22 protein-coding genes are annotated in these 23,866 nt (G+C 72.4%); 17 read left to right on the top strand and 5 right to left on the bottom strand.

From position 1 onward, the window contains the following. Positions 1–36: 36 nt before the first annotated feature. Together murQ and ACIPPS_RS27685 are read right to left on the bottom strand one after the other, a co-directional pair. Positions 37–957 (bottom strand): N-acetylmuramic acid 6-phosphate etherase, encoded by a 921-nt coding sequence (gene murQ, locus ACIPPS_RS27690; protein WP_401437316.1) that lies wholly within the window; start codon positions 955–957, stop codon positions 37–39. Positions 958–1,019: 62 nt separating this feature from the next. After that, positions 1,020–1,868, bottom strand: coding sequence for a MurR/RpiR family transcriptional regulator (locus ACIPPS_RS27685; RefSeq protein ID WP_315894721.1), 849 nt, complete (start codon positions 1,866–1,868; stop codon positions 1,020–1,022). A gap of 365 nt (positions 1,869–2,233) precedes the next feature. Here ACIPPS_RS27685 and ACIPPS_RS27680 point away from each other — a divergent pair, with 365 nt between their 5' ends. Together ACIPPS_RS27680 and ACIPPS_RS27675 are read left to right on the top strand one after the other, a co-directional pair. Beyond that, a complete protein-coding gene (locus ACIPPS_RS27680) occupies positions 2,234–2,590 on the top strand; it encodes a hypothetical protein (protein ID WP_401437313.1) in 357 nt (118 codons plus the stop codon). Continuing rightward, positions 2,587–2,859 carry a DUF4031 domain-containing protein gene (locus ACIPPS_RS27675; RefSeq protein ID WP_401437310.1) on the top strand — a complete coding sequence of 91 codons (273 nt, stop codon included), beginning with the start codon at positions 2,587–2,589 and terminating at the stop codon, positions 2,857–2,859. Before ACIPPS_RS27680 ends, ACIPPS_RS27675 begins: the two co-directional genes overlap by 4 nt. An 85-nt stretch (positions 2,860–2,944) precedes the next feature. Here ACIPPS_RS27675 and ACIPPS_RS27670 read toward each other — a convergent pair whose 3' ends face one another. The 3 genes from ACIPPS_RS27670 to ACIPPS_RS27660 form a co-directional block, all read right to left on the bottom strand. Further along, positions 2,945–4,156, bottom strand: a complete 1,212-nt coding sequence (locus ACIPPS_RS27670; protein ID WP_401437735.1) for a Cmx/CmrA family chloramphenicol efflux MFS transporter — start codon at positions 4,154–4,156, stop codon at positions 2,945–2,947. A 285-nt stretch (positions 4,157–4,441) separates the two neighbouring features. After that, positions 4,442–6,637: an FG-GAP repeat domain-containing protein gene (locus ACIPPS_RS27665; RefSeq protein ID WP_401437308.1), complete on the bottom strand. Its 2,196-nt coding sequence runs from the start codon at positions 6,635–6,637 to the stop codon at positions 4,442–4,444. Between the two features lie 98 nt (positions 6,638–6,735). Continuing rightward, complete coding sequence (locus tag ACIPPS_RS27660) at positions 6,736–7,413, bottom strand: hypothetical protein (protein WP_401437306.1); 678 nt, start codon at positions 7,411–7,413, stop codon at positions 6,736–6,738. 99 nt (positions 7,414–7,512) lie between these two features. Here ACIPPS_RS27660 and ACIPPS_RS27655 point away from each other — a divergent pair, with 99 nt between their 5' ends. The 15 genes from ACIPPS_RS27655 to ACIPPS_RS27585 all read left to right on the top strand — a co-directional run bounded on the left by ACIPPS_RS27655 (position 7,513) and on the right by ACIPPS_RS27585 (position 23,693). After that, on the top strand, positions 7,513–8,949 hold the full coding sequence (locus ACIPPS_RS27655; protein WP_401437303.1) for an MFS transporter: 1,437 nt from the start codon (positions 7,513–7,515) through the stop codon (positions 8,947–8,949). 84 nt (positions 8,950–9,033) lie between these two features. Then, positions 9,034–10,233, top strand: coding sequence for a trans-sulfuration enzyme family protein (locus ACIPPS_RS27650; RefSeq protein ID WP_401437300.1), 1,200 nt, complete (start codon positions 9,034–9,036; stop codon positions 10,231–10,233). A gap of 174 nt (positions 10,234–10,407) precedes the next feature. After that, positions 10,408–10,923: a MaoC family dehydratase gene (locus ACIPPS_RS27645; RefSeq protein WP_401437297.1), complete on the top strand. Its 516-nt coding sequence runs from the start codon at positions 10,408–10,410 to the stop codon at positions 10,921–10,923. Between the two features lie 50 nt (positions 10,924–10,973). Then, complete coding sequence (locus ACIPPS_RS27640; protein ID WP_401437295.1) at positions 10,974–11,852, top strand: class I SAM-dependent methyltransferase; 879 nt, start codon at positions 10,974–10,976, stop codon at positions 11,850–11,852. Continuing rightward, the gene (locus tag ACIPPS_RS27635; RefSeq protein WP_401437293.1) at positions 11,849–12,892 is read left to right on the top strand and encodes a methyltransferase domain-containing protein; all 1,044 of its coding nucleotides are present in this window, start codon (positions 11,849–11,851) and stop codon (positions 12,890–12,892) included. The genes ACIPPS_RS27640 and ACIPPS_RS27635 overlap by 4 nt, the downstream gene beginning before the upstream one ends. A gap of 47 nt (positions 12,893–12,939) precedes the next feature. Beyond that, the gene (locus tag ACIPPS_RS27630) at positions 12,940–13,833 is read left to right on the top strand and encodes a diiron oxygenase (protein ID WP_401437291.1); all 894 of its coding nucleotides are present in this window, start codon (positions 12,940–12,942) and stop codon (positions 13,831–13,833) included. 44 nt (positions 13,834–13,877) lie between these two features. Then, positions 13,878–14,738 carry a hypothetical protein gene (locus ACIPPS_RS27625; protein ID WP_401437288.1) on the top strand — a complete coding sequence of 287 codons (861 nt, stop codon included), beginning with the start codon at positions 13,878–13,880 and terminating at the stop codon, positions 14,736–14,738. A gap of 1 nt (position 14,739) precedes the next feature. Beyond that, entirely contained in the window at positions 14,740–15,174 is a 435-nt protein-coding gene (gene acpS / locus ACIPPS_RS27620) for a holo-ACP synthase (protein WP_401437285.1), read from the top strand. A gap of 31 nt (positions 15,175–15,205) precedes the next feature. Further along, positions 15,206–15,457, top strand: a complete 252-nt coding sequence (locus ACIPPS_RS27615) for a phosphopantetheine-binding protein (protein WP_401437283.1) — start codon at positions 15,206–15,208, stop codon at positions 15,455–15,457. Continuing rightward, the gene (gene metK, locus ACIPPS_RS27610; RefSeq protein ID WP_401437281.1) at positions 15,454–16,620 is read left to right on the top strand and encodes a methionine adenosyltransferase; all 1,167 of its coding nucleotides are present in this window, start codon (positions 15,454–15,456) and stop codon (positions 16,618–16,620) included. The genes ACIPPS_RS27615 and metK overlap by 4 nt, the downstream gene beginning before the upstream one ends. Positions 16,621–16,622: 2 nt before the next feature. Further along, positions 16,623–17,606: a carbohydrate kinase family protein gene (locus ACIPPS_RS27605; RefSeq protein ID WP_401437278.1), complete on the top strand. Its 984-nt coding sequence runs from the start codon at positions 16,623–16,625 to the stop codon at positions 17,604–17,606. Next, a complete protein-coding gene (gene metH / locus ACIPPS_RS27600; RefSeq protein WP_401437276.1) occupies positions 17,603–21,205 on the top strand; it encodes a methionine synthase in 3,603 nt (1,200 codons plus the stop codon). Before ACIPPS_RS27605 ends, metH begins: the two co-directional genes overlap by 4 nt. Before the next feature lie 29 nt (positions 21,206–21,234). After that, a complete protein-coding gene (gene ahcY, locus ACIPPS_RS27595) occupies positions 21,235–22,629 on the top strand; it encodes an adenosylhomocysteinase (protein ID WP_401437274.1) in 1,395 nt (464 codons plus the stop codon). Then, positions 22,629–23,300: a maleylpyruvate isomerase family mycothiol-dependent enzyme gene (locus ACIPPS_RS27590; protein ID WP_401437271.1), complete on the top strand. Its 672-nt coding sequence runs from the start codon at positions 22,629–22,631 to the stop codon at positions 23,298–23,300. Before ahcY ends, ACIPPS_RS27590 begins: the two co-directional genes overlap by 1 nt. 114 nt (positions 23,301–23,414) lie before the next feature. Then, positions 23,415–23,693, top strand: a complete 279-nt coding sequence (locus ACIPPS_RS27585; protein WP_401437268.1) for a hypothetical protein — start codon at positions 23,415–23,417, stop codon at positions 23,691–23,693. The last annotated feature ends 173 nt before the right edge of the window (positions 23,694–23,866 follow it).

Genomic DNA, 23,866 nt, shown 5'->3' with positions numbered 1-23,866 from the left:
GCGGTGCAGGGGGTCGGGCGGTGGGGAGGGGAGGAGTCAGGGGGTCAGGGCGGCGCGGAGGTGGCCGCGCGAGTCCCGGAGCCGCTGGTCGGCGGTCTTGGCATCGATGTCGGCCAGGATCATCAGGATCGCGGTCTTCACCTCGCCGTCGGCCTCGGCGAGCGCCGACTCGATCTGCTCGTCCGGCGCTCCGGTGGCGAGGGAGACGATCCGGCGCGAACGGGCCTGGAGCTTGTCGTTGGAGGCGCGGACGTCGACCATCAGGTTCCCGTACGTCTTGCCCAGCCGGATCATCGTGATCGTCGAGATCATGTTGAGGACCAGCTTCTGGGCCGTGCCCGCCTTCAAGCGCGTGGAGCCGGTGAGGAGTTCGGGGCCGGTGACGACCTCGATGCCGTGCTCGGCCGCCGCCGCGAGACCGCTGTCCGCGTTGCAGGACAGGCCGATCGTCAACGCGCCTCGCGCGCGGGCGTGTTCGACGGCGCCGATGGCGTACGGAGTGCGGCCCGAGGCGGAGATCCCCACCACCGTGTCGTTCGGGGTGAGGCCGAGCTCGTCGAGGTCGGCTGCGGCGAGTTCGCGCGAGTCCTCCGCGCCCTCCACCGCCTTCACCATCGCCGACGGGCCGCCCGCGATCAGGCCGACGACCTCCGAGGGGTCGGTGTTGAAGGTGGGCGGGCATTCGCTGGCGTCGAGGACGCCGAGCCGGCCGGCGGTGCCCGCGCCCGCGTAGATCAGCCGGCCGCCGCGCGCCATGCGGTCGGCGGTGGCGTCGATGGCGGCGGCGATGAGGGGCAGCTGCGCGGCGACGGCGGCGGGGACGGTCTGGTCCTCGGCGTTCATCGTGCGGGCGATGTCGAGCGTCGGGAGCTGGTCGATCTCCGCGAGCTCGGGTCGGAACGCCTCGGTGGTGAGGGTGGCCAGTTGGGCGCGGAGTTCGGAGTACGTAGCAGACACGTGCGGCTCTTTCGGGGCTCTGGTCAGCGGGTTGCGGGTGCGGGTGCGGGTGCGGGGCGGGGTCAGCGGGTGCGGGGGGCGTGGCGGTGGGCGAGGGCTTCGTACGAGGCCGCGAGGGCAGGGGCCGCCGTCTCGTACGTACGTTGGGTGACGCAGGTGAACAGGCAGTCCACGACCAGGAGTTGGCTGGTACGGGACGACATGGCCGCGGGGCGCAGTTCGCTCTCGCGGGCGGTGGAGGTGGTGAGGATGTGGTCGGCGTACTGCGTCACCGGCCCGTCCGGGCGGCCCGTGATCGCCACCGTGGTCGCGCCGTGGTCGAAGGCGACACGGAGGGGCTCTATGACGTCGCCCGTCGAGCCGGAGTGGGTGATGGCGATGGCGACGTCACCCGAGCGGAGCTGCACGGCGTTGGTGACGGCGAGGTGCGGGTCGCTGTGCGCGTGCGCGAGGAGGCCGATGCGCAGCAGCTTCTGCCCGAGGTCCTGGGCGACGAGGCCGGAGGCGCCGACGCCGTAGATGTCGATACGGCGGGCGCCGGCGAGCGCGGCCACGGCGGCGCCGAGCTGGACGGTGTCCAGGCCGGCGGCGGTGTCGGCGAGCGTCTGCTGCTCGTCGTACGCGAGCTTGGCGACGACGTCCGCGATCGGGTCGTCCACGGCGATGTCGGCGGTGACGGCGGGCGCGCGGCCGGACTGCTGCTGGGCGGCGAGGCCGGCGAGGGCGAGCCGCAGGTCGCGGTAGCCGGGGTAGCCGAGGAGACGGGCGGTGCGGACGACGGTCGCCTCGCTGGTGCCGGTGAGTTCGGCGAGGCCGGTGACGGTGAGGGCGGCGCAGCCGGCCGGGTCCCCGGCGACGGCCTCGGCGACGCGCTGCATGGACCGCGTCATGGACGGCGCGAGGGTCCGCACCTTGGCGGCGAGGGCGGCGGGGGCGGGGGGCGCGGGGTGTGCGGAGTGTGCGGGGTGTGCGGTGTCGGTGGGGCCGTGGGCCGGGGACGCGGGCGCGGCGGCGGGCGCCGACGGGGCGGAGGGTTGCGCGGACGCGGCGGAGGGCTGCGCGGCAGGTGCGGACGCGGCGGAGGGCGGCGCGGAGGACGGGGCCCCGGGCGCGGGCACCTGGCCGCTGAAACTTTCCTTCACGTCATTGGTCACACCTGAAAGATATTTTCGGCAGGGGGGACCGTCAAGACCCCGAGAGTCCCCTTCGGTCCCGGGTCGGTCCCGGATGCGGGCGGGACCTTCGCCCCTGAGGCTTGACGGGTGACAATGACTCCATGGACGACATCGACCCGCTGGAGCAGGCGCTCCATGCCGCCCGCGCCCTGGTCCTCGCCGATCTGGCGGCGCGCGACGTGGCCGCCGCCGAGGTCGTGTCACTGGTCGAGGACTCCGTCACGCACCGGCGCTGGTGGGTCGAGCAGTGGCCCGAGGGCATCACGTACGTCGCCGGTCTCGTCGCCCAGGACGTCCAGGACGCCCTTCTGGAGCGGTACGGCCGCTGGCCCCTCTGCCCGGTCTGCGCCACGGGCGACCCGCACGCCCTGGACGTCGAACCCGAGCTGGGCCCGGACCCGCACTGGGTCTGCGGCAAGGCGGGCGTGGTCGTCGCCCCCGTGGGCGGCCTGAGGTGACCCTCTACATCGACCCGCCCACCTGGCCGGGCCACGGCCGCATGTGGTCGCACCTGGTCAGCGACGTCTCGCACGACGAGCTCCACGCCTTCGCCGCGAAGATCGGCGCCCCGCCCCGGGCCTTCGAGCGCGACCACTACGACATCCCGTCCGACCTCTACGCGCGGGCGGTGGCGGCGGGCGCGGTGGAGATCGGCTCGAAGGAACTCGTACGGCTGATCACGGAAGCGGGGCTACGGAGGCCGAAGGGGCGCCCGGCACCGATGTGACCCCTTGGCGCCGTGGCCGACCTGCGCGGTGACGTCCTCGCGGGACGGCAGAGACGTCTCCGCGCCGACCGGTGCTTGTGACGTCCTAGCGCGACGTCAGAGACGTCTCCGCAGCCGTCGGGGACGCCACGGACCCCGCCACCACCCGGGAGCGGGAGTTGTGGAGGCGCAGGGAGAGGGCCACCGTCGCCAGTGCCACCACCGCCATCGCCGCGCCCGCCCACGCCGTCGAGGCGAAGCCGAGGCCGGCGTCGATGGTGGTGCCGCCCAGCCAGGGGCCTGCCGTGTTGCCCAGGTTGAAGGCGGCGGTCGTGGTCGCGCCCGCCAGGGTGGGGGCGGCGCCCGCGACGTTGAACATGCGGGCGTTGAGGGCCGGGGCCGTGTAGAAGGCCGAGACGCCCAGGAGGAAGGAGAGGGCGATCACGGCGACCGGGTTCGAGGCGAAGAGGGCCAGGGCCACCAGGAAGAGCGTCGAGGCCGTGATGCCGCTCAGCAGGACACCGAAGAGGTGGGCGTCCGCGACGCGGCCGCCGATCGTCGTGCCGATCAGGGCGCCGATGCCGAAGAGGCCGAGGATCGCGGAGACCCAGCGCGTGTCGATGCCGGCCACGTCCGTGATGACCGGCGCCAGGTACGAGAAGGCGCAGAAGACGCCGCCCGCCGCGAGCGCCGTGATCACGATCGAGAGCAGCACCTGGCGGTCGCCGTAGATCGCCAGCTCCCGCTTCAGGCGCGGCCTCGTCTCCGGGACCGGGATGTGGGGGATGCGGGTGATCACGCCGACGAGCGCGATCGCGGAGGCCGCGCCCACCGCCCAGAACGCCGCCCGCCAGCCCAGGTGCTCGCCCAGGAACGCGCCCGCCGGGACGCCGAGGACGTTGGCTATGGAAAGGCCGCCGATCATGACCGCCATCGCCCGCGCCCGTGACGACACCGGGACCATCGCGATGGCGACGGCCGCCCCGACCGCCCAGAAGCCCGCGCACGCGAGGGCGCTCAGGACGCGGGAGGCGAAGAGCACCGCGTAGTTCGGTGCCAGTGCCCCGGCCACCTGGCCCAGGCCGAAGACCGTGATCAGGGCGATCAGAGTCGTCTTGCGCGGCAGGCGGAGGGTCGCGACCGCGAGCAGCGGGGCGCCGATCACCATGCCGATCGCGAAGGCCGAGATCAGCAGGCCCGCGCGGGGGATCGAGACGTTCATGTCCTCCGCGATGGGCGGCAGGAGCCCGGAGAGCATGAACTCGCTCGTGCCCAGTGCGAAGACGGAGAGGCCGAGGATGTAGACGGCCAGGGGCATGCGGGCGGGGGTGCGGGTGCGGGAAGGGCGCTCGGCGGAGGTTGACGGCATGACATGCGTCAACCTGGGGTTTGTGCCTGTCATTCCCACGGGTGGGAACGTCTTGTCATGTGGACGCCGGTCCCGCCGCGCGGATGCCAGGCCCGACGGTGCGGTCCAGGCTTCGACGGTGCGGTCCAGGCTGCGACGGTGCGGGCGAGGCCCCGGAGGTGCGGGGCCGGCCAGGCCCCCGCCGCCGTCGACGCCGGTCCCGCCGCCGTGGCTGCGGGACCGGCGTGGGGTGCGTCAGAGGACGTGGTGGCCCGCGTCACTCACGTACGGCAGGGAGGTGCTCTGCTTGGCGCGCATCGGGGCGCGCCAGTCGCCGGTGCCCCCGTAGAGGTACTGCGACGTGGGGGTGAGGGCGATCAGGTCCGGGCGGCCGTCGCGGTCGCCGTCGCCGATGGAGACGAGGTGCTGGTACGCGCCCCAGCCCGCGCCGACCTTCGTCCGCGCGGTGAACGTGCCGTCGCCCTTGCCCAGGTACAGCCAGAGCACCCCGGCCTTGTCCCGGGCGAGCAGGTCGCCGCCGGGGCCGCCCGCGAGGTCACCGACGGCGACCAGGTCGTTGTAGATCCCCCAACCGTTGCCGATCTTCGTCCGCGCGGCGAAGGGGGCCGTGGCGGAACCGGTGCCCTTGTACAGCCAGAGCGCGCCGGCCGTGTCGGTGGCGAGCAGGTCGGGGCGCCCGTCCCCGGTCAGGTCGCTGCCGGCCGCGATCTTGTCGTAGACCTGCCAGCCGGCGCCGACCTTCACCCGGCCGGCGAAGCCGCCCAGGCCGTTGCCCTGGTAGAGCCAGAGCACTCCGGCCTTGTCGCGGGCGACCAGGTCGCCGACGGCCGAGCCGCCGAGGTTCCCCGTCGCCTCGATCCGGTCGTAGATGTTCCAGCCCGCGCCGATCAGCCGCCGCGACTGGGCCGTGAGCTGGCCGAAGTCCTTGTAGTAGGCGGTGTCACTCGTCCAGAGGCGGCCGGCGGCGTCGCGGGAGAGGACGTCCGCGCTGCCGTTGTCGTCGAAGTCGTGCGGCGCGGTCCTGCGGACGACCTTGAAGGTGCCGGAGGCGGAGGTGGCCGGGCCGATGCCGTTGCTCGGCGCGGCCGTCATCTCCCAGGTGTAGTCGCCGTTGTAGGCGCTCGTGAAGTCGGCGCCGAGGGTGCCGTCCCAGGTGAACGTCACGTCGGGGGAGGTCGGGTAGCGCACGGAGAACTCGCGGGCCAGCCCGGTCCGGACGTGGCGCAGGGTGACGTCGACGTCCACGCTGTGCCGGGAGAGCCGCCAGGTGAAGCTCGCCTTTCCGGCGTTCTGGTCGAGGTCGACGGTGGCCGGGACGTCGTTGGCGCCGATGACGACGTGGGTGGGCTCACCGGTGGTCGCGACCAGGGCGACGACGGGAGCCGCGCCGTTCGCGCCGGGCGTGAGCTTGTACAGGCCCTCGCCCTGGGCGACGGAGCCACCGCGCACGTACAGGGCGTCGGGGGCCGCGGCGGACGACGTCAGGTGGTCGAGGAGCCTGACCTTCGCGCCGGTGGCCGGGTCGTGGGCGGTGAGGGCGTACAGCGGGCTGACGTCGCCGTGGGAGATTCCGCCTGCCTCCCCGTACACCACCCAGCCGCCGACCAGACCGATCTGGAGGTCGCTCGTCCAGGCCGTGTCGATCGGGATCACCTGGACCTTGTCCGTGGCCCGGTCCAGGAGGAACACCGTGGGGAGCCCGGTCTCGTCGCCCTCGGTCCAGGCGACGTGCGTCTCGGAGACGGCGATGTCGCCGCCCGCCGAGCCCTGCGGGCGGTCGTGGATCTCGTCGACGGCGCCGGTGGCGAGGTCGAGCAGGCCCCACTTCTTCGCCGTGCCGTCGTCGAACGTGACGAGCGCGTCCTCGGGGGTGCCCGGGGCGACCGCGACGGCGCTCGCGCCGGCCGGGAGGCCGGTCACGGTCAGGGTGCCGCCCTCCTTCTCGTGCCGGTGCTCGCGCAGGGTGCCGTCCGTGGACGTCGTGAAGACCGCGTTCGCCGCCGATCCGGCGTAGAGGCGGCCGGAGATGCCGCCGACGGGGACGTCGAGCGACGACATGGTGGACAGGTTCCGCAGCGTGATCTGGTAGTTCATCGGGAAGACCAGGTAGTCCGTGGTCCGCGACGACCGGATGTAGGTGTGGAACCCGTAGCCGGTGCCGGTCCCGCTCGTGAACGACCGGACCCCCGTGGTGAGGCTGCCGTCGACCCGGGTGGTGAAGTGCGAGAGCCCGGCGTCGAGCACCTTCGCGCTCTTCGGGAACGGGATGGGCTCGGCGTCGGCCTTCGCGGCGACGGCCGACCCGGCCGCACCGTCCGCCGCCGGGGCGGCCTGCGCCGGGACCGTCAGCGCGCCCGCGCCGATCGTGACGGCGAGGACGGTGGTGGCGGCGGCCAGAAGCCGACGCCGGGTGGAGCGAGCGTGGGGCACGTTCGGGTCTCCCTCAGATGCATCAGGCGCACCATGCGCCACACCGAAAGGGACTCACGAACGGGCGAAAGGTTGTACGGGAATGGGGGCTTTTCTCGTCACGCCCCCAGCCCCGCCAGCTCCCCCTCCAGGTTTCGGCGTGCCCGGCTCTCCCAGGCCGCCGCTCCGTACGGCGTGCGGAAGAGGCGGGGGAGGGAGAGGAGTTGGCGGAGGACTGCCGCGCGGCCCTGGCGGAAGGCGTCGTCCGGGACGAAGTCGTACTCCGCGCGGACCGCGCGGACGTACCCCCCGTACGTATCCTCGTCCGTCGCCAGGATCGCCAGGTCCGCGTCGCACAGGAGCTCGCCGTTGATGTCGCCCTCCGCCGGGTCGTGCGTCACCGTGAGGCGGACCAGGCGGGCCACCTCCGCGACCTCGTGGGCGGTCAGGCCGGCCTCCGCCAGGGCCTTCTCGGCCAGGGCCGCCGAGCGTTCCTCGTTCTCGGAGCGGTCCGGGCGGTAGACCGCGTCGTGGAACCAGGCCGCCAGCCTGACCAGCTCCAACTCCCCGCCCTCGCCGCCCTGGTCGGTCAGTTCGTCGATCCGGTCCAGGACCGCCCGCAGGTGGTCGACCGTGTGGTAGCGGCGTTGCGGCTCCGACCAGCGGGCCAGCAGATTCCGGCCGAACGGCTCCGGGTCGGGGTGGTGGGTGCCCCCGCGGCCCGAGCGGGCGGTCAGCAGGGTCGCCGTCCAGCGGGCGAGGAGTGCGGTGTGTGCGGGGTCCACGTCTGCGGTCATGCGGCGCATCATCTCACCCTTACATACCCCCCATGGGTATGCTACGGTGCTCCGCGAAGGTACCCCCTAGGGGTATGCGTCGAGCGAAGGAGCAGGGCAATGTCAACCGTCAACCCCCGGCGCTGGTGGGCACTTGTCGTGCTCGCCGCCGCCCAGTTCATGGTCATCATGGACACCTCGATCATCGGCGTCGCGCTGCCCGAGATGCAGAAGGACCTGGGCTTCTCGCAGAGCGAGCTCCAGTGGATCTTCAATGCGTACGTCATCGTCTTCGGCGGTCTGCTGCTGCTCGGCGGGCGTCTCTCCGACCTCGTCGGAGCCCGCAAGATCTTCGTCACCGGCTGGGCGGTGATGATCGCCGGATCGGTCCTCGCCGCCGCCGCGCAGACCGCCTGGGTCGAGATCGCCGGTCGCGCCGTCCAGGGCGTCGGCGGCGCGCTCATCGCGCCCTCCGCCATGACCCTGCTGATGATGCTCTTCATGCACGACCCGAAGGAGCTCGGCAAGGCGATGGCGCTCTACGGCGCCGCCGCACCCGCCGGCGGAACCGCCGGTGTCTTCCTCGGTGGTGTCTTCACCGAGTGGATGAGCTGGCAGTGGGTCTTCATCATCTACATCCCGATCGGCCTGGCCACCCTCGCCGCCACCAAGCTCCTCCCGGACGTCCAGTCCCGCCGCGGCTCCGTCGACGTCCTCGGCGCCGTCGCCGTCACCGCCGGTCTCGCGCTCGCCGTCTTCGCCGTCGTCCGCGCCCCCGAGGTCGGCTGGGGCTCCACCGGCACCGTCCTCCAGCTCGTCGGAGCCGCCGCTCTCCTCGTGCTGTTCCTCGTGATCCAGAAGTCCGTCCGCGAGCCGCTCATGCCGCTCAGCGTGTGGCGCGTCCCGCGCCTCGGCTCCGCCAACCTGGCGATGACGCTGCTCGGCGCCGCGTGGATCCCGATGTGGTACTTCCTCAACCTCTACCTCCAGCAGGTCCTCGGCTACGGCGCCTTCGCCTCCGGCGCGGCCCTGCTGCCGATGACCGTCCTGCTGATGATCTTCATGACGGCCATCACCGCCCGCCTGATGGGCCGTTACGGTGCCAAGCCGCTGATCGGCGGCGGTCTGCTGGTCCTCGCGGCCGGGCTCGTCTGGCTGGCGGCCGTCCCGCCGACCGGCACCTTCCTCGTCGACGTCCTGCCCGCCTCGCTGGTGGCCGCGCTCGGCATGTCCCTCGCCTACATCCCGGCCATGATCGCCGCGATGTCCGGCGCCCCCCAGGAGCAGGCCGGTCTCGCCTCCGGCATCGTCAACACCACCTACAACGTCGGCTCCGCCCTCGGTCTCGCCGCGCTGACCGCCGTCGCCATGTCCCAGGGCGCCGACCGGATCGGTGACCTCCCCGCCCTCACGGACGGCTTCTCCGCCGCCTTCGTCGGCGCCGCGGTCATCGCCGCCGTCGGCGGCGTGATCACCCTCCTCGTCATGAAGAGCGACAAGGCGCTCGCCGCCGGCGCGCAGGAGTCCGCGCCGCAGGGCGACAAGGTCTCCGCCTGACCCGTCGTCACCTCCTCACCCCAGGGGCCGTCCGATCTCATCGGGCGGCCCCTGCGACATGCGTCCCGTACGGAAGGACCCGCCATGCACCGTCTGAGCACCCGCGCCGTCCACGTCGTCAACGAACCTCCCCCGAACGGCAGTCGACCGCTGTCCGTGCCGCTCGTCCAGTCCTCCGCCTTCGCCTTCGACTCCGCCGACGCGCTCGCCGAGGCCATGGCCGGTCCCGACGGGCGGTACGTCTACAGCAGGCGCGGCAACCCGACCGTACGGGCCCTGGAGCAGACCCTCGCCGGGCTCGAAGGCGGGGCCGGGGCGCTCGCCTTCGCCTCCGGGATGGGCGCCGTCAGCGGGGTCCTCCTCGCCCTCCTGCGCCCCGGCGACCGCGTCCTCGCCCAGCGCTGCCTGTACGGCGGGACGTACGCGGTCCTCTCCGACCTCGCCGCGCGGTACGGGATCGAGGTCACGTACGTCGACGGTGTCGACGCCCGCGCCATCGAGGTCGCCGCCGCCGAGGGGCCCCTTCCCCGGCTCCTCGTCCTGGAGACCATCGCCAACCCCACCGGCCTCGTCCCCGACCTGCCCGCCCTGCTGTCGGCCGCCCGCCGCCTCGGGATCACCTCCGTCGTGGACAACTCGCTCGCCTCGCCCGTCCTGTGCCGGCCCCTGGAGCTCGGTGCCGACGTCGTCGTGCACTCCACCACCAAGTACCTCTCCGGCCACTCCGACGTCCTCGGCGGCGCCGCCGTCTTCGCCGACGACGCGCTGCGCCGCGCGATCTGGCCCCGGGTCGTCGAACTGGGCGCCTGCGCCGACCCGTTCGCCGCCTGGCTGACCCTGCGCGGGATCCAGACCCTCCCGCTGCGGATGCGCGAGACCTGCGCCAACGCGGCCGTCCTCGCCGAGCGGTTCGCCGCCCGCCCCGACGTCACGGCCGTCCATTACCCGTGGCTCCCGGGCCACCCCTCGTACGCCACCGCGCGCACGGTGCTGTCCGGGGGCGGCGGGCTGCTCTCGGTCGAGCTGGCCGGCGGCCGGGAGGCGGGCCGGGCCTTCATCGAGGGCGTACGGGTCGCCCGGCTCGCGCTCTCCCTCGGCGGGGTCGAGAGCCTCGTCGCCCACCCCGCGTCCACGTCCCACCGCGAGCTGGACGCCCGGGCGTTGGCGGCGGCCGGGATAGCGCCGGGGCTGGTGCGGCTCTCCGTCGGTATCGAGGACGTCGAGGACCTGTGGGCCGACTTCGAGGCCGCCCTGAGCCAGGCCGCCCTGAGCCAGGCCGGGTGAGCCAGGCCGCCCTGAGCCAGGCCGGGTGAGCCAGGCCGGGTGAGCCAGGCCGGGTGAGAGACGTCGGGGAAGAGGCCGCGGCGAAGGCTTCTTTTGGGTTGACAAAATAAACGGACCGTTCGTAGATTGGGTGTCGCCAGGGAACGATCACTCCTAGGTCAAGGGGGGCGCGCCATGCGCTACTTCGAGGACTTCCGGCCCGGCGACGTCCACGAGCTGGGCACCGTCACCGTCACGACGGAGGAGGTGCTGGAGTTCGGCCGCCGCTTCGACCCGCAGCCCTTCCACACGGACGAGGAGCTGGCCGCGCGCTCGTCGTTCGGCGGGCTGATCGCGAGCGGCTTCCACACCCAGGCGCTCTTCATGCGGCGCTACGTGGACGGACTGCTCGCCTACAGCGCCTGCCTGGGCTCGCCCGGCATCGACGAGGTCCGCTATCTCCGGCCCGTCCGCCCCGGCGACCTGCTCACCGCCCGCGTGGAGATCCTTGGCTCCACCCCGTCGCCGTTCAACCCCGCCACCGGCACCGTCAAGCCGCGGTGCTCGCTCGTGGCCGCCGACGGGACGGCCGTGTTCAGCATGATCCTGCACAGCATCTTCCGGCGCCGTCCCGCCGGTACCGAGGCCGAGCGTCAGTCGTCGATGCCCGCGGCCGAGGACCCCGTCGCCTGTGCACGGGTCATGGCCTGAACACGGCCGTCCGCACCTCTCCCACCCACTCCTGTGAAGGGGGACCTCCTGTGGAGGCCGTATCCCGCACCGCCCAGTGGACCGCCGCAGCGCGTGCCCTGGAGACCGAGCGCGAGGACCGGCTCTTCGCCGATCCCTACGCGCGCACCGTCGCCGACCGGATCGGCTTCGAGCTGCTGGAGCGCTACGCAGGCGCCGGCACCGTGCCGTTCCTCGCCATCCGCACCACCTACCTCGACCGGGCCGTCGTCCAGGCGGTCGAGGAGGGCTCCATCCGCCAGGTCGTCCTCCTCGCCGCCGGCATGGACACCCGCTTCTTCCGGCTGCCCTGGCCCGACGGCGTCACCGTCTACGAGCTCGACCGCCCGGCCCTCCTCGACGCCAAGGCGGCCATGCTCGCCGACGAGCCGCCGCCGGCCGGCCGTACCCGCGTCACCGTCCCCGTCGACCTGACCCAGGACTGGACCGGCCCCCTGAAGGAGGCGGGCTGGAAGAGCGAAGAGCCCGTCCTGTGGGTGGTCGAGGGCCTGCTGTTCTTCCTGCCCGAACAGGCCGTACGGACCCTCGTCTCGACGCTCTCCGCGCACGCCGCGCCCGGCTCCGTGCTGCTCGGCGACGTCATCTCGCGGGCCGCCCTGGACAACCCGCTCTCCCGGCCGTTCCTCGACGCCCTGAAGGAGGACGGCAACCCGTGGCTCTTCGGCACCGAGGAGCCCGAGGCGCTGCTCGCCGACTGCGGCTGGGACGTACGGGAGGTCAGGCAGCCCGGTGAGGAGGGCGCCGACTTCGGCCGCTGGCCCTACCAGGTCCCGCCGCGCTCCATGGCGCGCGTGCCGCGGTCCTTCCTCTTCACCTGCGACCTGCCCGCCTCCGACGGCTCCGACGGCTCCGACGCCTCCGACGGCTTCGACGGGGAGACCGCCGCATGAGCGCCCACGCCTTCCACCAGCAGGTCATCACCGACGCGGGCGCCGCCGTGCGCGGTCTGACCGTCGCCATCGGCGAGCGCCTCGGCCTCTACAAGGCCCTCGCCGCGCACGGCCCGCTCTCCGCCGCCGAACTCGCCGGGAGGACCGGCACCGACCCCCGCTACATCGAGGAGTGGCTGCACGCCCAGCTCTCCGCCGGGTACGTCGAACGCCACCCGAGCGCCGGCACGTACACGCTCCCCGCCGACCACGTCGCCGTCCTCGCCGACCCGCGGGCGGTCACCTTCGCCGCCGGGTTCTTCACCGCGCTCAAGGCGCTGTACGCCACCGAGGACCTGCTCGTCGACGCGTACCGCACCGGCGACGGAGTGGGCTGGGCCGAGCACGATCCGGCCCTCGACACCGGCATGGGCTCCTTCTTCCAGCCGACGTACGAGCACAAGCTCGTCCCCGACTGGCTGCCGGCGCTGCACGGGGTCACCGCGAAGCTCGCGGCCGGCGGGACCGTCGCCGACGTGGGCTGCGGGGTCGGCCACACCACGCTCCTCGTCGCGAAGGCGTTCCCGAAGGCCACCGTCCACGGCTTCGACTACTCCGAGGAGGCCGTCTCCATCGCCCGGCAACTCGCCGAGGAGGCCGGCCTCTCCGACCGGGTCGTCTTCGAGGTGGCCTCCGCCGACGACTACCCGGGCTCCGGCTACGACCTGGTGACCTTCTTCAACGCCCTGCACGACATGGGCGACCCGGTCGCCGCCGCCCAGCACGTCCACAAGTCGCTGGACCCGGACGGCACCTGGATGCTCGTCGAGTCCAACGTCTCGCCCGCCGACATCGACACCCGTACCCCCGCCGCGCGGATGTTCATGGCCCTGTCCGCCGTGATGTGCCTGCCCGTGGCCGTCGCCCAGCGCGGCCCGCACGCGCTCGGCAACCACTCCGGCGAGTCGGCCTTCCGCGCCATCGCCGAGGAGGCGGGCTTCACCCGCTGGCGGCGCGCCACGGAGACCCCGGTCAACGCGGTCTACGAGGTCCGTCCGTGACGCCGGACACGGTTTCGCGTCCCGACGACAGTCATCGAGGAGTTCTCATGGGCGTCAGCGCCCCTCTGCCGGTCACCGACCGGTTCCTGGAGGTCCTGGAGCGGCTCAGCTCCCGGTCCGTCGAGGAGTACTACAACCCCTACCAGCAGTTCGACTGGCCGGACCAGCTGGAGGAGAGGCAGCTCTGGATGACACCCGAGCTGCTCACCGTCCACGGCACCCCGTACTACGACGAGCTCGGCGAGGAGACGATCCAGAAGCTGTCGAAGTGGGAGTCGGTCAACTTCTACAGCCTGAACGTGCACGGCATCCGCGAGCTGCTCATCGAGGTCGTCGGCCGGATCCACATGCCCGGATTCGAGGTGCCCTCGGACTTCTTCCACCACTTCATCGGTGAGGAGAACGAGCACATGTGGTTCTTCGCCGAGTTCTGCCGCCGCTACGGCAACAAGATCTACGGCTCCACCGCCATGCGCGCCGACTCCGCATGGGAGCCCGAGGTCGAGAACTTCCTCGTCTTCGCCCGCATCCTGTTCTTCGAGGAGCTGGTCGACCACTACAACATGCGGATGGCGCAGGACACCTCCCTCTGCCACACCATCCGCGAGGTCAACCGCATCCACCACCAGGACGAGTCCCGCCACATCGCCTTCGGCCGCGAACTCGTCTCGCTGCTCTTCGCCCGGATGCGCGAGGCGGTCCCCGCCGCGCGGGTCGCGGAGGTCGAGTCGTACCTCAAGCGGTACGTCGTCTACAGCGTCAACTCCCTCTACAACCCGCACGTCTACCGCGACGCCGGCATCGCCGACCCGCTGGCCCTGCGCAACGCGCTGGTCGCCGACGAGCGCCGCCGGCCGTACGAGCGCAAGGCCATCCGCAAGCCGCTCGCCTTCTTCCTGAAGACCGGGATCTTCTCCGACGACACCCTGCCCGCCGTCTGAGCGAGCGCCCCGAGCGACACCCTCACCCGAGAGGTGCACCGACCATGACCGTGACGACCCCCGTGAGCGCCGGGGCGACCAGGGGACTCCCCTCCCTCGGCCCCGAGGCGACCGCCCTGCTGCGGCTCCTCGACGAGACCTTCGAGAGCTGGGGGGTGGCCGCGGGCGCCCGCCCGATGACCATGCCCCCGCTCCTGCCGGTCGCCGACCTGGCCCGGCTCGACTACTACGACAACTTCCCCCACCAGGCCGTCGTCGCCGCCCCGCTCGACCTGGCGCGCCGAGAGACCTCCGCCCTCTGCCGTGACACCGGCTGCTTCCCGTGCGACGCGCTCGAACCGGCCGCGCTCGGGCTGCCCTCGGCGTCCTGTTACGCCGTCTACCTCGACCACGAGGGCCGGCGGGTCGCCGACGACACCCTGGTGACCATCTGTTCCTGGTGTTTCCGCAAGGAGACGCATTACGAGGGCATGCGGCGCCAGCTCGGCTTCCGCATGCGCGAGGTCGTCGCCATCGGCACGCGCGAGCACGCCGAGGGCCATCTGTGCGCGTTCACCGAGCGGATCCAGTCCTTCGCGGCGGCGCTCGACCTGCCGCTGCGCAAGGAGGCCGCCTGCGACCCGTTCTTCGACAAGGGCGGCTCCAAGGCGGTGCTCCAGCGCCTCACCCCGGTGAAGCACGAGTTCCTCTACGAGGACCTGGCGATCGCCTCCGTCAACACGCACCGCAACTTCTTCGGCGACCGGTGCTCCATCACCCTGGAGTCCGGCGGCTCCGCCTTCACCAGCTGCGTCGCCTTCGGCCTCGAACGCTGGCTGTCCGCCCTGACCCGCCGCCACGGCGACTGGGCCACGGCGACCCGGGCCGTGGTGGAGGCACGGACCGCGGTCGGGCCGGTGAGCTGACGTGCCGGCCCGCCCCGTCGCCCCGCCGGCGGGCGGCCTGGTCCTGCCGAGCCTGGGGATGGACATCGTCTCCGTCACCCGTGTCCGCCGCCTGCTCGCCGACTACGGCGAGACGTTCTTCGAGCGGATGCTCACCCCCGGCGAACTCGCCGACTGCCGTACCTCCACCGGACTCGACGTGCTGTCCCTGTGCGGCCGGATCGCGGCCAAGGAGGCCGCCTTCAAGACCCTGCGGGTCCGGGGCAGGTTCCTGCCCTGGACGGACATCGTCGTCCGGCGCTCCGAAGGCGGCTGGCCGCTGGTGGAGCTGCACCGGAGCGCGGCCGAGATGGCCGCCGCGTCCGGCATCACCGAGATCACCGTCTCCATCAGCCACGACGTGGACTACGCGGTGGCGGTCGCCGCCCCGATCGTCGCCGCGCCCCTGCCGACATAGCCCCCCCCACAGACACATGAGGAGAAGAACCATGGCCGACGGCCTGCAGCAGGTGAAGAACTGGATCCTGGACCGGCACCCCGAGCGGTCCGACATCGCCGACGACCTCGACCTGATCGAGAACCGGCTGATCGACTCGCTGTCCTTCGTCGAGTTCGTCTTCCTGCTGGAGCAGCAGTGCGGGAAGGCGATCCAGATGGAGACCCTGGAGGTCGACTCCATCCGAACCCTCGCCGCGATCCAGCGGCACTTCTTCGGGGCGCAGCTGGAGGTCGAGGCATGAGCAGCCGCCGTCTGTTCACCTCGGAGTCGGTGACCGAGGGGCACCCCGACAAGATCGCCGACCGGATCAGCGACACCATCCTCGACGCGCTCCTCGCCGCCGACCCGGACTCCCGGGTCGCGGTGGAGACCCTGCTCACCACGGGTCTCGTGCACATCGCGGGCGAGGTGACCACCACCGCGTACGCGCCGATCGCGCAGCTGGTGCGCGAGGCGATCCTCGACATCGGCTACGACTCGTCGATGAAGGGCTTCGACGGCGCCTCCTGCGGGGTGTCGGTCTCCATCGGCGCGCAGTCGCCGGACATCGCGCAGGGCGTGGACACCGGCGGCGCCGGCGACCAGGGCCTGATGTTCGGGTACGCCTGCGACGACACGGCCGAGCTGATGCCGCTGCCGATCGCCCTCGCGCACCGGCTCGCGCGCCGGCTGACGGCGGTCCGCAAGGACGGGACCGTGCCGTACCTGCGCCCGGACGGCAAGACGCAGGTCACCATCGAGTACGACGGGGACCGCCCGGTCCGGCTCGACACCGTCGTCGTCTCCTCCCAGCACGCGGCCGACATCAGCGTGGAGGGGCTGCTGACCCCGGACATCAGGGAGTTCGTCGTCGAGGCCGAGCTGAAGGCGCTCGCCGAGGAGGGCGTCAACCTGGAGTGCGACGGCTACCGGCTGCTGGTGAACCCGACCGGCCGGTTCGAGGTCGGCGGCCCGATGGGCGACGCGGGGCTCACCGGCCGCAAGATCATCATCGACACGTACGGCGGGACGGCCCGGCACGGCGGCGGCGCCTTCTCCGGCAAGGACCCGTCGAAGGTGGACCGCTCGGCGGCGTACGCGATGCGCTGGGTCGCCAAGAACGTCGTCGCGGCCGGTCTCGCGCGCCGCTGCGAGGTGCAGGTCGCGTACGCGATCGGCACGGCGGAGCCGGTCGGCCTCTTCGTGGAGACCTTCGGTACGGGCGCGCTGTCCGACGAGGCGATCCAGGCGGCGATCACGACCGTCTTCGACCTGCGGCCGGCCGCGATCATCCGCGACCTGGACCTGAAGCGCCCGATCTACGCCACCACCTCGGCGTACGGCCACTTCGGCCGCGAGCTCCCGGACTTCACCTGGGAGCGGACGGACCGGGTGGACGCGCTGAAGAAGGCCGCGGGGGTGTAGGGATGCGGATCGCTGTCACGGGATCCATCGCCACCGACCATCTGATGACCTTCCCCGGCTGGTTCAGCGAGCAGCTGCTCGCCGACCGGCTGGACCGGGTCTCCCTGTCGTTCCTCGCCGACAACCTGGAGGTCAGACGCGGCGGAGTGGCAGCGAACATCGCTTTCGGGCTCGGTGTCCTGGGGCTCCGCCCGGTCCTGGTGGGCGCGGTCGGCGCCGACTTCGAGCCGTACCGGGTCTGGCTGAAGGACCACGGGGTGGACACCGACTCGGTGCGGGTCAGCTCCTCGCTGCACACCGCCCGGTTCGTCTGTACCACCGACCGGGCGCAGAACCAGATCGCCACCTTCTACGCCGGAGCGATGGCCGAGGCCCGTGAGATCGATCTGCGGGAGGTCGTCGCCCGGACCGGGCGTCTGGAGCTCGTCCTGGTCTCCCCGGACGACCCCGAGGCGATGCTCCGGCACACCCGCGCCTGCCGCGAGCTCGGGATCCCGTTCGCCGCCGACCCCTCGCAGCAGCTGGCGCGGCTCGGCCGGGACGAGGTGCGGGAGCTGGTGGACGGCGCGCGATGGCTGTTCGGCAACGCGTACGAGACGGCGCTGCTCGGCGAGAAGTCGGGCTGGTCGCGGGCGGAGATCCTGCGCCGGGTGGGCGCCTGGGTCACCACGGACGGCGCGTCCGGGGTCCGCATCGCCCGCGAGGGCGGCGAGACGCTGGCCGTACCGGCGGTGGAGGTGCCGGGCGTGGTCGACCCGACCGGGGTCGGCGACGCCTTCCGCGCCGGGTTCCTCGCCGGCACGGCCTGGGGCGTGCCGGAGCGGTGCGCGGCCCAGCTGGGTTGCGCGGTCGCGGCGACCGTCCTCGACTACGTGGGGACGCAGGAGTACCGGCTGCACCGGGAGTCGCTCCTGGACCGCGTCCGGACGACGTACGGGCTCGGCTGCACCGCCGAACTCCTCGTGCATCTGAGGGGGTTGTCGTGACGGCGCCGGTACGGCCCGCCCTGCGCGAGGAGTTCGCCCGCCGGGTCGTCGTCGCCGACGGCGCGATGGGCACCATGCTCCAGGCCGCCGACCCCACGATGGACGACTTCACGGGCCTGGAGGGCTGCAACGAGGTCCTGAACGTGACCCGGCCGGACATCGTCGCGGCCGTGCACGACGCGTACTTCGCGGTGGGCGTGGACTGCGTGGAGACCAACACCTTCGGGGCGAACCTGGCCGCGCTCGCCGAGTACGGCGTCGAGGAGCGGGTCTACGAACTGTCCGAGGCCGGCGCCAGGATCGCCCGTGCCGCCGCCGACCGCCACACCGCCGCCGACGGCCGGCCCCGCTGGGTCCTCGGCTCCATGGGCCCGGGGACCAAGCTGCCGACCCTCGGCCACACCACGTACGAGCCGCTGCGGGAGGCGTACCGGCAGAACGCCGAGGGGCTGATCAGGGGCGGCGCCGACGCCCTGCTGATCGAGACCTCGCAGGACCTCCTCCAGGCGAAGGCGGCCGTCGTCGGCGCCCGCCGGGCCCTGGAGTGGTGCGGGCTCGACCTGCCGCTGATCGTGCAGGTCACGGTGGAGACCACCGGGACCATGCTGCTCGGCTCGGAGATCGGGGCGGCGCTGACCGCCCTGGAGCCGCTCGGCATTGACATGATCGGCCTGAACTGCGCCACCGGACCGGCCGAGATGACCGAGCACCTGCGCCATCTGGCGCGGCACGCGGGCATCCCCCTCTCCGTGATGCCGAACGCGGGCCTGCCGGTGCTCACCTCCGACGGCGCCCACTATCCGCTGTCGGCCGCCGAACTGGCCGACGCGCAGGTACGGTTCGTCCGCGAGTACGGCGCCGTGCTCGTCGGCGGCTGCTGCGGTACGACCCCGGAGCACCTGCGCGCGATCGTGGAGCGGGTCGGCGGCACGGCCGTCGCGGACCGGGCCCCGGTCGCCGACCCGGGCGCCTCCTCCCTCTACGCCCATGTCCCCTTCCGGCAGGACACCGCGTACCTGGCGATCGGGGAGCGGACCAACGCCAACGGTTCGAAGAAGTTCCGCGAGGCGATGCTGGCGGGCCGCTGGGACGACTGCGTCGAGATGGCCCGCGAGCAGGTCCGCGAGGGCGCGCACCTGCTCGACCTGTGCGTCGACTACGTGGGCCGGGACGGCGTCGCCGACATGGCCGAGCTGGCGGGCCGCTTCGCCACCGCCTCCACCCTGCCGATCGTGCTCGACTCCACCGAGGTGGCGGTGTTGCGCGCCGGCCTGGAGAAGCTCGGCGGGCGGGCCGTCGTCAACTCGGTCAACTACGAGGACGGCGACGGGCCCCGGTCCCGGTTCGCGCAGGTCACCGCCCTCGCCAAGGAGCACGGCGCGGCGCTGATGGCGCTGACGATCGACGAGGAGGGACAGGCGAGGACGGTCGAGGCGAAGGTCGCGATCGCCGAGCGGATCATCACGGACCTCACCGAGAACTGGGGGTTCAGGGAGTCGGACCTGCTGATCGACTGTCTCACCTTCACGATCTGCACCGGCCAGGAGGAGTCCCGGCGCGACGGCGTCCACACGATCGAGGCGATCCGCGAGCTCAAGCGCCGCCACCCGGAGGTCCAGACGACGCTGGGCCTGTCCAACATCTCCTTCGGCCTCAACCCGGCCGCGCGGATCGTCCTGAACTCGGTCTTCCTCGACGAGTGCGTGAAGGCGGGCCTGGACTCGGCGATCGTGCACGCCTCGAAGATCCTGCCGATCGCCCGGCTTGAGCCCGAGCAGGTCGAGGTCGCGCTCGACCTGATCCACGACCGGCGCCGGGAGGGGTACGACCCGCTGCAACGGCTCCTGGAGCTCTTCGAGGGCGCGACGGCGACGTCCCTGAAGGCCGGCAAGGCCGAGGAGCTGCTCGCGCTGCCGCTGGAGGAACGGTTGCGGCGCCGGATCGTGGACGGTGAGAAGAACGGTCTGGAGGCGGACCTGGACGCGGCGCTGGCCGGCCGGCCCGCCCTGGAGATCGTCAACGAGGTGCTGCTGGACGGCATGAAGACGGTCGGCGAGCTGTTCGGCTCGGGACAGATGCAGCTGCCGTTCGTGCTCCAGTCCGCCGAGGTCATGAAGACCGCGGTGGCCTACCTGGAGCCGCACATGGAACGGTCCGGCGCCGAGGGCAAGGGCACCATCGTGCTCGCCACCGTGCGCGGGGACGTCCACGACATCGGCAAGAACCTGGTCGACATCATCCTGTCCAACAACGGCTACGACGTGGTGAACCTCGGCATCAAACAGCCGGTCTCCGCGATCCTGGACGCCGCCGAGGAGCACCGGGCCGACGTCATCGGCATGTCGGGTCTGCTGGTGAAGTCCACGGTCATCATGAAGGAGAACCTGGAGGAGCTGAACGGCCGGGGGCTCGCCCCGACGTTCCCCGTGATCCTCGGTGGCGCCGCGCTGACCAGGGCGTACGTCGAGCAGGACCTGCACGAGCTGTACGAGGGTGAGGTGCGTTACGCCCGGGACGCCTTCGAGGGCCTGCGGCTGATGGACGCGCTGATGGCGGTGAAGAGGGGCGTGCCGGGGGCCGTACTGCCGGAGCTGAAGCAGCGGCGGGTGCCGAAGCGGCCCACGCCGCCGACGGAGGTACGGGAGCCCGGGGTGCGCGAGTCCGGCGTACGGGAGCCCGGGGTGCGCGAGTCCGGCGTACGGGAGCCCGGGGCGCGCGAGTCCGGCGTACAGGAGCCCGGGGTGCGCGAGTCCGGCGTACAGGGGCCCGGGGTGCGCGAGCCCGAGCCGGTCGGCCGCTCGGACGTGGCCGCCGACAACCCCGTACCGGAGCCGCCGTTCCTCGGCACCCGGGTCGTCACGGGCATCCCGCTCGCCGACTACGCGCCCTGGCTGGACGAGTCCGCCCTGTTCAAGGGCCAGTGGGGGCTCAAGGACGCCGGGACGATCGCGTCGGAGGGCCGGCCGCGGCTGGACCGCTGGCTGGACCGGGCCGCGCGCGAGGGCCTCGCCGAAGCGGCCGTGGTGTACGGCTTCTTCCCCTGTGTGTCCAAGGGCGACGACCTGATCGTCCTGGACGAGGACGGAGGCGAGCGGACCCGCTTCTCCTTCCCCCGCCAACAGCGGGGCCGCCGCCTCTGTCTGGCCGACTTCTTCCGCGCCGAGGACTCCGGGGAGGTGGACGTGGTGGCCCTCCAGGTCGTCACGGTCGGCTCGCGGATCGGCGCGGAGACGGCCCGGCTCTTCGCCGCGGACCGGTACCGCGACTACCTCGAACTGCACGGCCTGTCCGTGCAGTTGGCCGAGGCGCTGGCCGAACACTGGCACGCGCGGGTGCGGGCCGAGTGGGGCATCGGCGGTACGGACCCGGCCTCCATGGCCGGCATGTTCCGTACGGAGTACCAGGGCTGCCGCTACTCCCTCGGCTATCCCGCCTGCCCCGACCTGGAGGACCGGGCGAAGATCGCCGAGCTGCTGCGTCCCGAGCGGATCGGGGTCGAGCTGTCGGAGGAGTACCAGCTGCACCCGGAGCAGTCGACGGACGCCTTCGTGGTGCACCACCCGGAGGCGAGTTACTTCAACGCGGGCGGTAGGCGTTGACCACATTGCGATCCCAAGGAGCGTTGCCCATGCCTGACTTCAAGGTCGCCGACCTGTCGTTGGCGGAGTTCGGCCGCAAGGAGATCACGCTGGCCGAGCACGAGATGCCGGGTCTGATGTCGATCCGCCGGGAGTTCGCGGCCGCGCGGCCGCTGGCCGGCGCGCGGATCACGGGCTCGCTGCACATGACCGTGCAGACGGCCGTCCTGATCGAGACGCTGGTGGCGCTCGGCGCCCAGGTGCGCTGGGTGTCCTGCAACATCTACTCGACCCAGGACCACGCGGCCGCGGCGGTCGCGGCGGCCGGGATCCCGGTCTTCGCCTGGAAGGGCGAGACGCTCCAGGAGTACTGGTGGTGCACGGAACAGGCCCTGACCTGGCCGGACGCCGCAGGACCGAACATGATCCTGGACGACGGCGGCGACGCCACGCTCCTCGTCCACAAGGGTGTGGAGTACCAGAAGGCGGGCGAGGTGCCGGACCCGTCGACGGCCGACAACGACGAACTGCGGGTCGTCCTGGAGCTGTTGCGGAACACCACGCTGGACTGGACGGCGCTCGCGGCCGGGATCCGCGGGGTGACGGAGGAGACGACGACCGGCGTGCACCGCCTGTACGAGATGCACCGCGCGGGCGCGCTCCTCTTCCCGGCGATCAACGTGAACGACGCCGTGACGAAGTCGAAGTTCGACAACAAGTACGGCTGCCGGCACTCCCTGATCGACGGCATCAACCGCGCCACCGACGTGCTGATTGGCGGCAAGACCGCCGTCGTCTGCGGCTACGGCGACGTCGGCAAGGGCTGCGCCGAGTCCCTGCGCGGCCAGGGCGCGCGGGTGATCGTGACCGAGATCGACCCGATCTGCGCGCTCCAGGCGGCGATGGACGGCTACCAGGTCACGACCCTCGACGAGGTCGTCGAGACGGCCGACATCTTCGTCACGACCACCGGCAACAAGGACGTCGTGATGGCGTCCGACATCGCCCGCATGAAGCACCAGGCCATCGTCGGCAACATCGGTCACTTCGACAACGAGATCGACATGGCGGGGCTCGCCCGGATCCCGGGGATCGTGAAGGACGAGGTCAAGCCGCAGGTCCACACGTGGACCTTCCCGGACGGCAAGGTCGTCATCGTGCTGTCGGAGGGCCGGCTGCTGAACCTGGGCAACGCGACCGGCCACCCCTCCTTCGTGATGTCGAACTCCTTCGCGGACCAGACCCTGGCCCAGATCGAGCTCTTCACCAAGCCGGAGCAGTACCCGACCGACGTCTACGTGCTCCCCAAGCACCTGGACGAGAAGGTCGCGCGGCTCCACCTGGACGCCCTCGGCGTGCGGCTGACCGCGCTGCGCCCCGAGCAGGCGTCGTACATCGGGGTGCCGGTGGAGGGCCCGTACAAGTCCGACCACTACCGCTACTGATGGGCGCCGCCGACGTGCGTGACCCCTGGCTCCCGGACCGGCTGCTGCGGACCGAGCGGGACGCGCTGATGCCGCTGCTGCGCCGGACGCCGGAGGAACGGTTCGCCGTGCGGACCGCCTGCCCGGGCTGGACGGTCCGGCAGGTGCTCGCGCACTGCGCGGCGGCCCTCGTCCGGATCGTCGAGGGCCGTCTGGAGGAGGGCGTCTTCCTGCCGGAGGCCAACGCGGCCGACGTCGCCGAGCGGGAGCCGTGGCCGCTCGGCAGGGTCCTCGATGAACTGGAGCGCGGCTTCTCGGAGGCGGGAGCGGTGATCGCGGCGACCGACGACGGCACGCTGGACGCCGTCGCGCTGGGGGAGTGGGTGCACGCCGGTGACGTACGGGAGGCGTTCCGTGAGCCCGGCGCGTACGGCGGGTCGGCCTCCCTGGCCCTCGCCCTTCCGCTGCTGGCCACCGCGAGCCGCCGCCGGGAGACCCCGGCGCTCGTCGCGGCCCTGCCGGAGCGCGCGGAGCCGCTCACGCTCGGCGCCCCGGCCGACGGGAGTCGGCCGCCGGCCCGCTACCGGGGGGACGCGGCGACGCTCGTACGGATCTACTCCGGCCGCCCGCTGGTCGGCACGCGCTACGAACTGACGGGCGCGACGGAGCAGGAACTGCTCATCTACCGCTGACGGCGCCCGGCGATAGCCCTTTCGGGTTCGTCGCCGTGCGGGGCCCGGGGGGTGCTGCTCGACTGAGGAGCACCGAGGAGCACCCCCATCCCCGCACAGACCGGGAGCACCCGCATGAGCGTCATCGTCACCGTCGAGATTCCGGGCGGCACGCAGGAGCAGTACGAGCAGGTCCACGCGCAGCTCGACGCGGCGCCGTGGTGGCCGCCGGAGGGGTTCATCGCCCACGCGGCGGGCCCGGACGGCAGCGGCGGGTGGCGGGTCGTGGACTTCTGGGAATCGCGGGAGGCGTTCGTGGCCTTCTCGGAGAAGGCGATGCCGATCTTCCAGTCGGCGGGCCTGCCGACGGCCATCCCGAAGGTGCAGGACGCGGTGCGGGTCATGACGCGGTAGGGGCGCGGGCGGCCCGGTCCATGTCCGGGGCGCGGGCGGCCCGGTCTGCCTCCCGGGTCGGGCGGCAGGCGCGGGCGGCCCGGTCTGCCTCCCGGGTGGGGTGGCCTGGCCCGCGTACCGCGGCGGGCGTTTCGGGCGCGATCCCGAGGCGGGCGTTCCGGTGCGCGTCCGCG

The sequence above is a fragment of the Streptomyces sp. NPDC090127 genome, from assembly GCF_044746945.1.
Lineage (GTDB): Bacteria > Actinomycetota > Actinomycetes > Streptomycetales > Streptomycetaceae > Streptomyces.
The sequence above is the reverse complement of the archived record's forward strand: the minus strand, read 5'-3'. Positions and strand labels throughout refer to the sequence as shown.

Bases quoted from the DNA above. Each gene is read 5' to 3' on its own strand.
- ACIPPS_RS27645 (WP_401437297.1), top strand. From the start codon at position 10,408: ATGCGCTACTTCGAGGACTTCCGGCCCGGCGACGTCCACGAGCTGGGC.
- ahcY (WP_401437274.1), top strand. From the start codon at position 21,235: ATGCCTGACTTCAAGGTCGCCGACCTGTCGTTGGCGGAGTTCGGCCGC.
- ACIPPS_RS27585 (WP_401437268.1), top strand. From the start codon at position 23,415: ATGAGCGTCATCGTCACCGTCGAGATTCCGGGCGGCACGCAGGAGCAG.
- ACIPPS_RS27635 (WP_401437293.1), top strand. From the start codon at position 11,849: ATGAGCGCCCACGCCTTCCACCAGCAGGTCATCACCGACGCGGGCGCC.
- ACIPPS_RS27660 (WP_401437306.1), bottom strand. From the start codon at position 7,413: ATGACCGCAGACGTGGACCCCGCACACACCGCACTCCTCGCCCGCTGG.
- ACIPPS_RS27655 (WP_401437303.1), top strand. From the start codon at position 7,513: ATGTCAACCGTCAACCCCCGGCGCTGGTGGGCACTTGTCGTGCTCGCC.
- ACIPPS_RS27680 (WP_401437313.1), top strand. From the start codon at position 2,234: ATGGACGACATCGACCCGCTGGAGCAGGCGCTCCATGCCGCCCGCGCC.
- ACIPPS_RS27625 (WP_401437288.1), top strand. From the start codon at position 13,878: ATGACCGTGACGACCCCCGTGAGCGCCGGGGCGACCAGGGGACTCCCC.
- metK (WP_401437281.1), top strand. From the start codon at position 15,454: ATGAGCAGCCGCCGTCTGTTCACCTCGGAGTCGGTGACCGAGGGGCAC.
- ACIPPS_RS27650 (WP_401437300.1), top strand. From the start codon at position 9,034: ATGCACCGTCTGAGCACCCGCGCCGTCCACGTCGTCAACGAACCTCCC.
- ACIPPS_RS27615 (WP_401437283.1), top strand. From the start codon at position 15,206: ATGGCCGACGGCCTGCAGCAGGTGAAGAACTGGATCCTGGACCGGCAC.
- ACIPPS_RS27630 (WP_401437291.1), top strand. From the start codon at position 12,940: ATGGGCGTCAGCGCCCCTCTGCCGGTCACCGACCGGTTCCTGGAGGTC.
- ACIPPS_RS27590 (WP_401437271.1), top strand. From the start codon at position 22,629: ATGGGCGCCGCCGACGTGCGTGACCCCTGGCTCCCGGACCGGCTGCTG.
- ACIPPS_RS27605 (WP_401437278.1), top strand. From the start codon at position 16,623: ATGCGGATCGCTGTCACGGGATCCATCGCCACCGACCATCTGATGACC.
- ACIPPS_RS27670 (WP_401437735.1), bottom strand. From the start codon at position 4,156: ATGCCCCTGGCCGTCTACATCCTCGGCCTCTCCGTCTTCGCACTGGGC.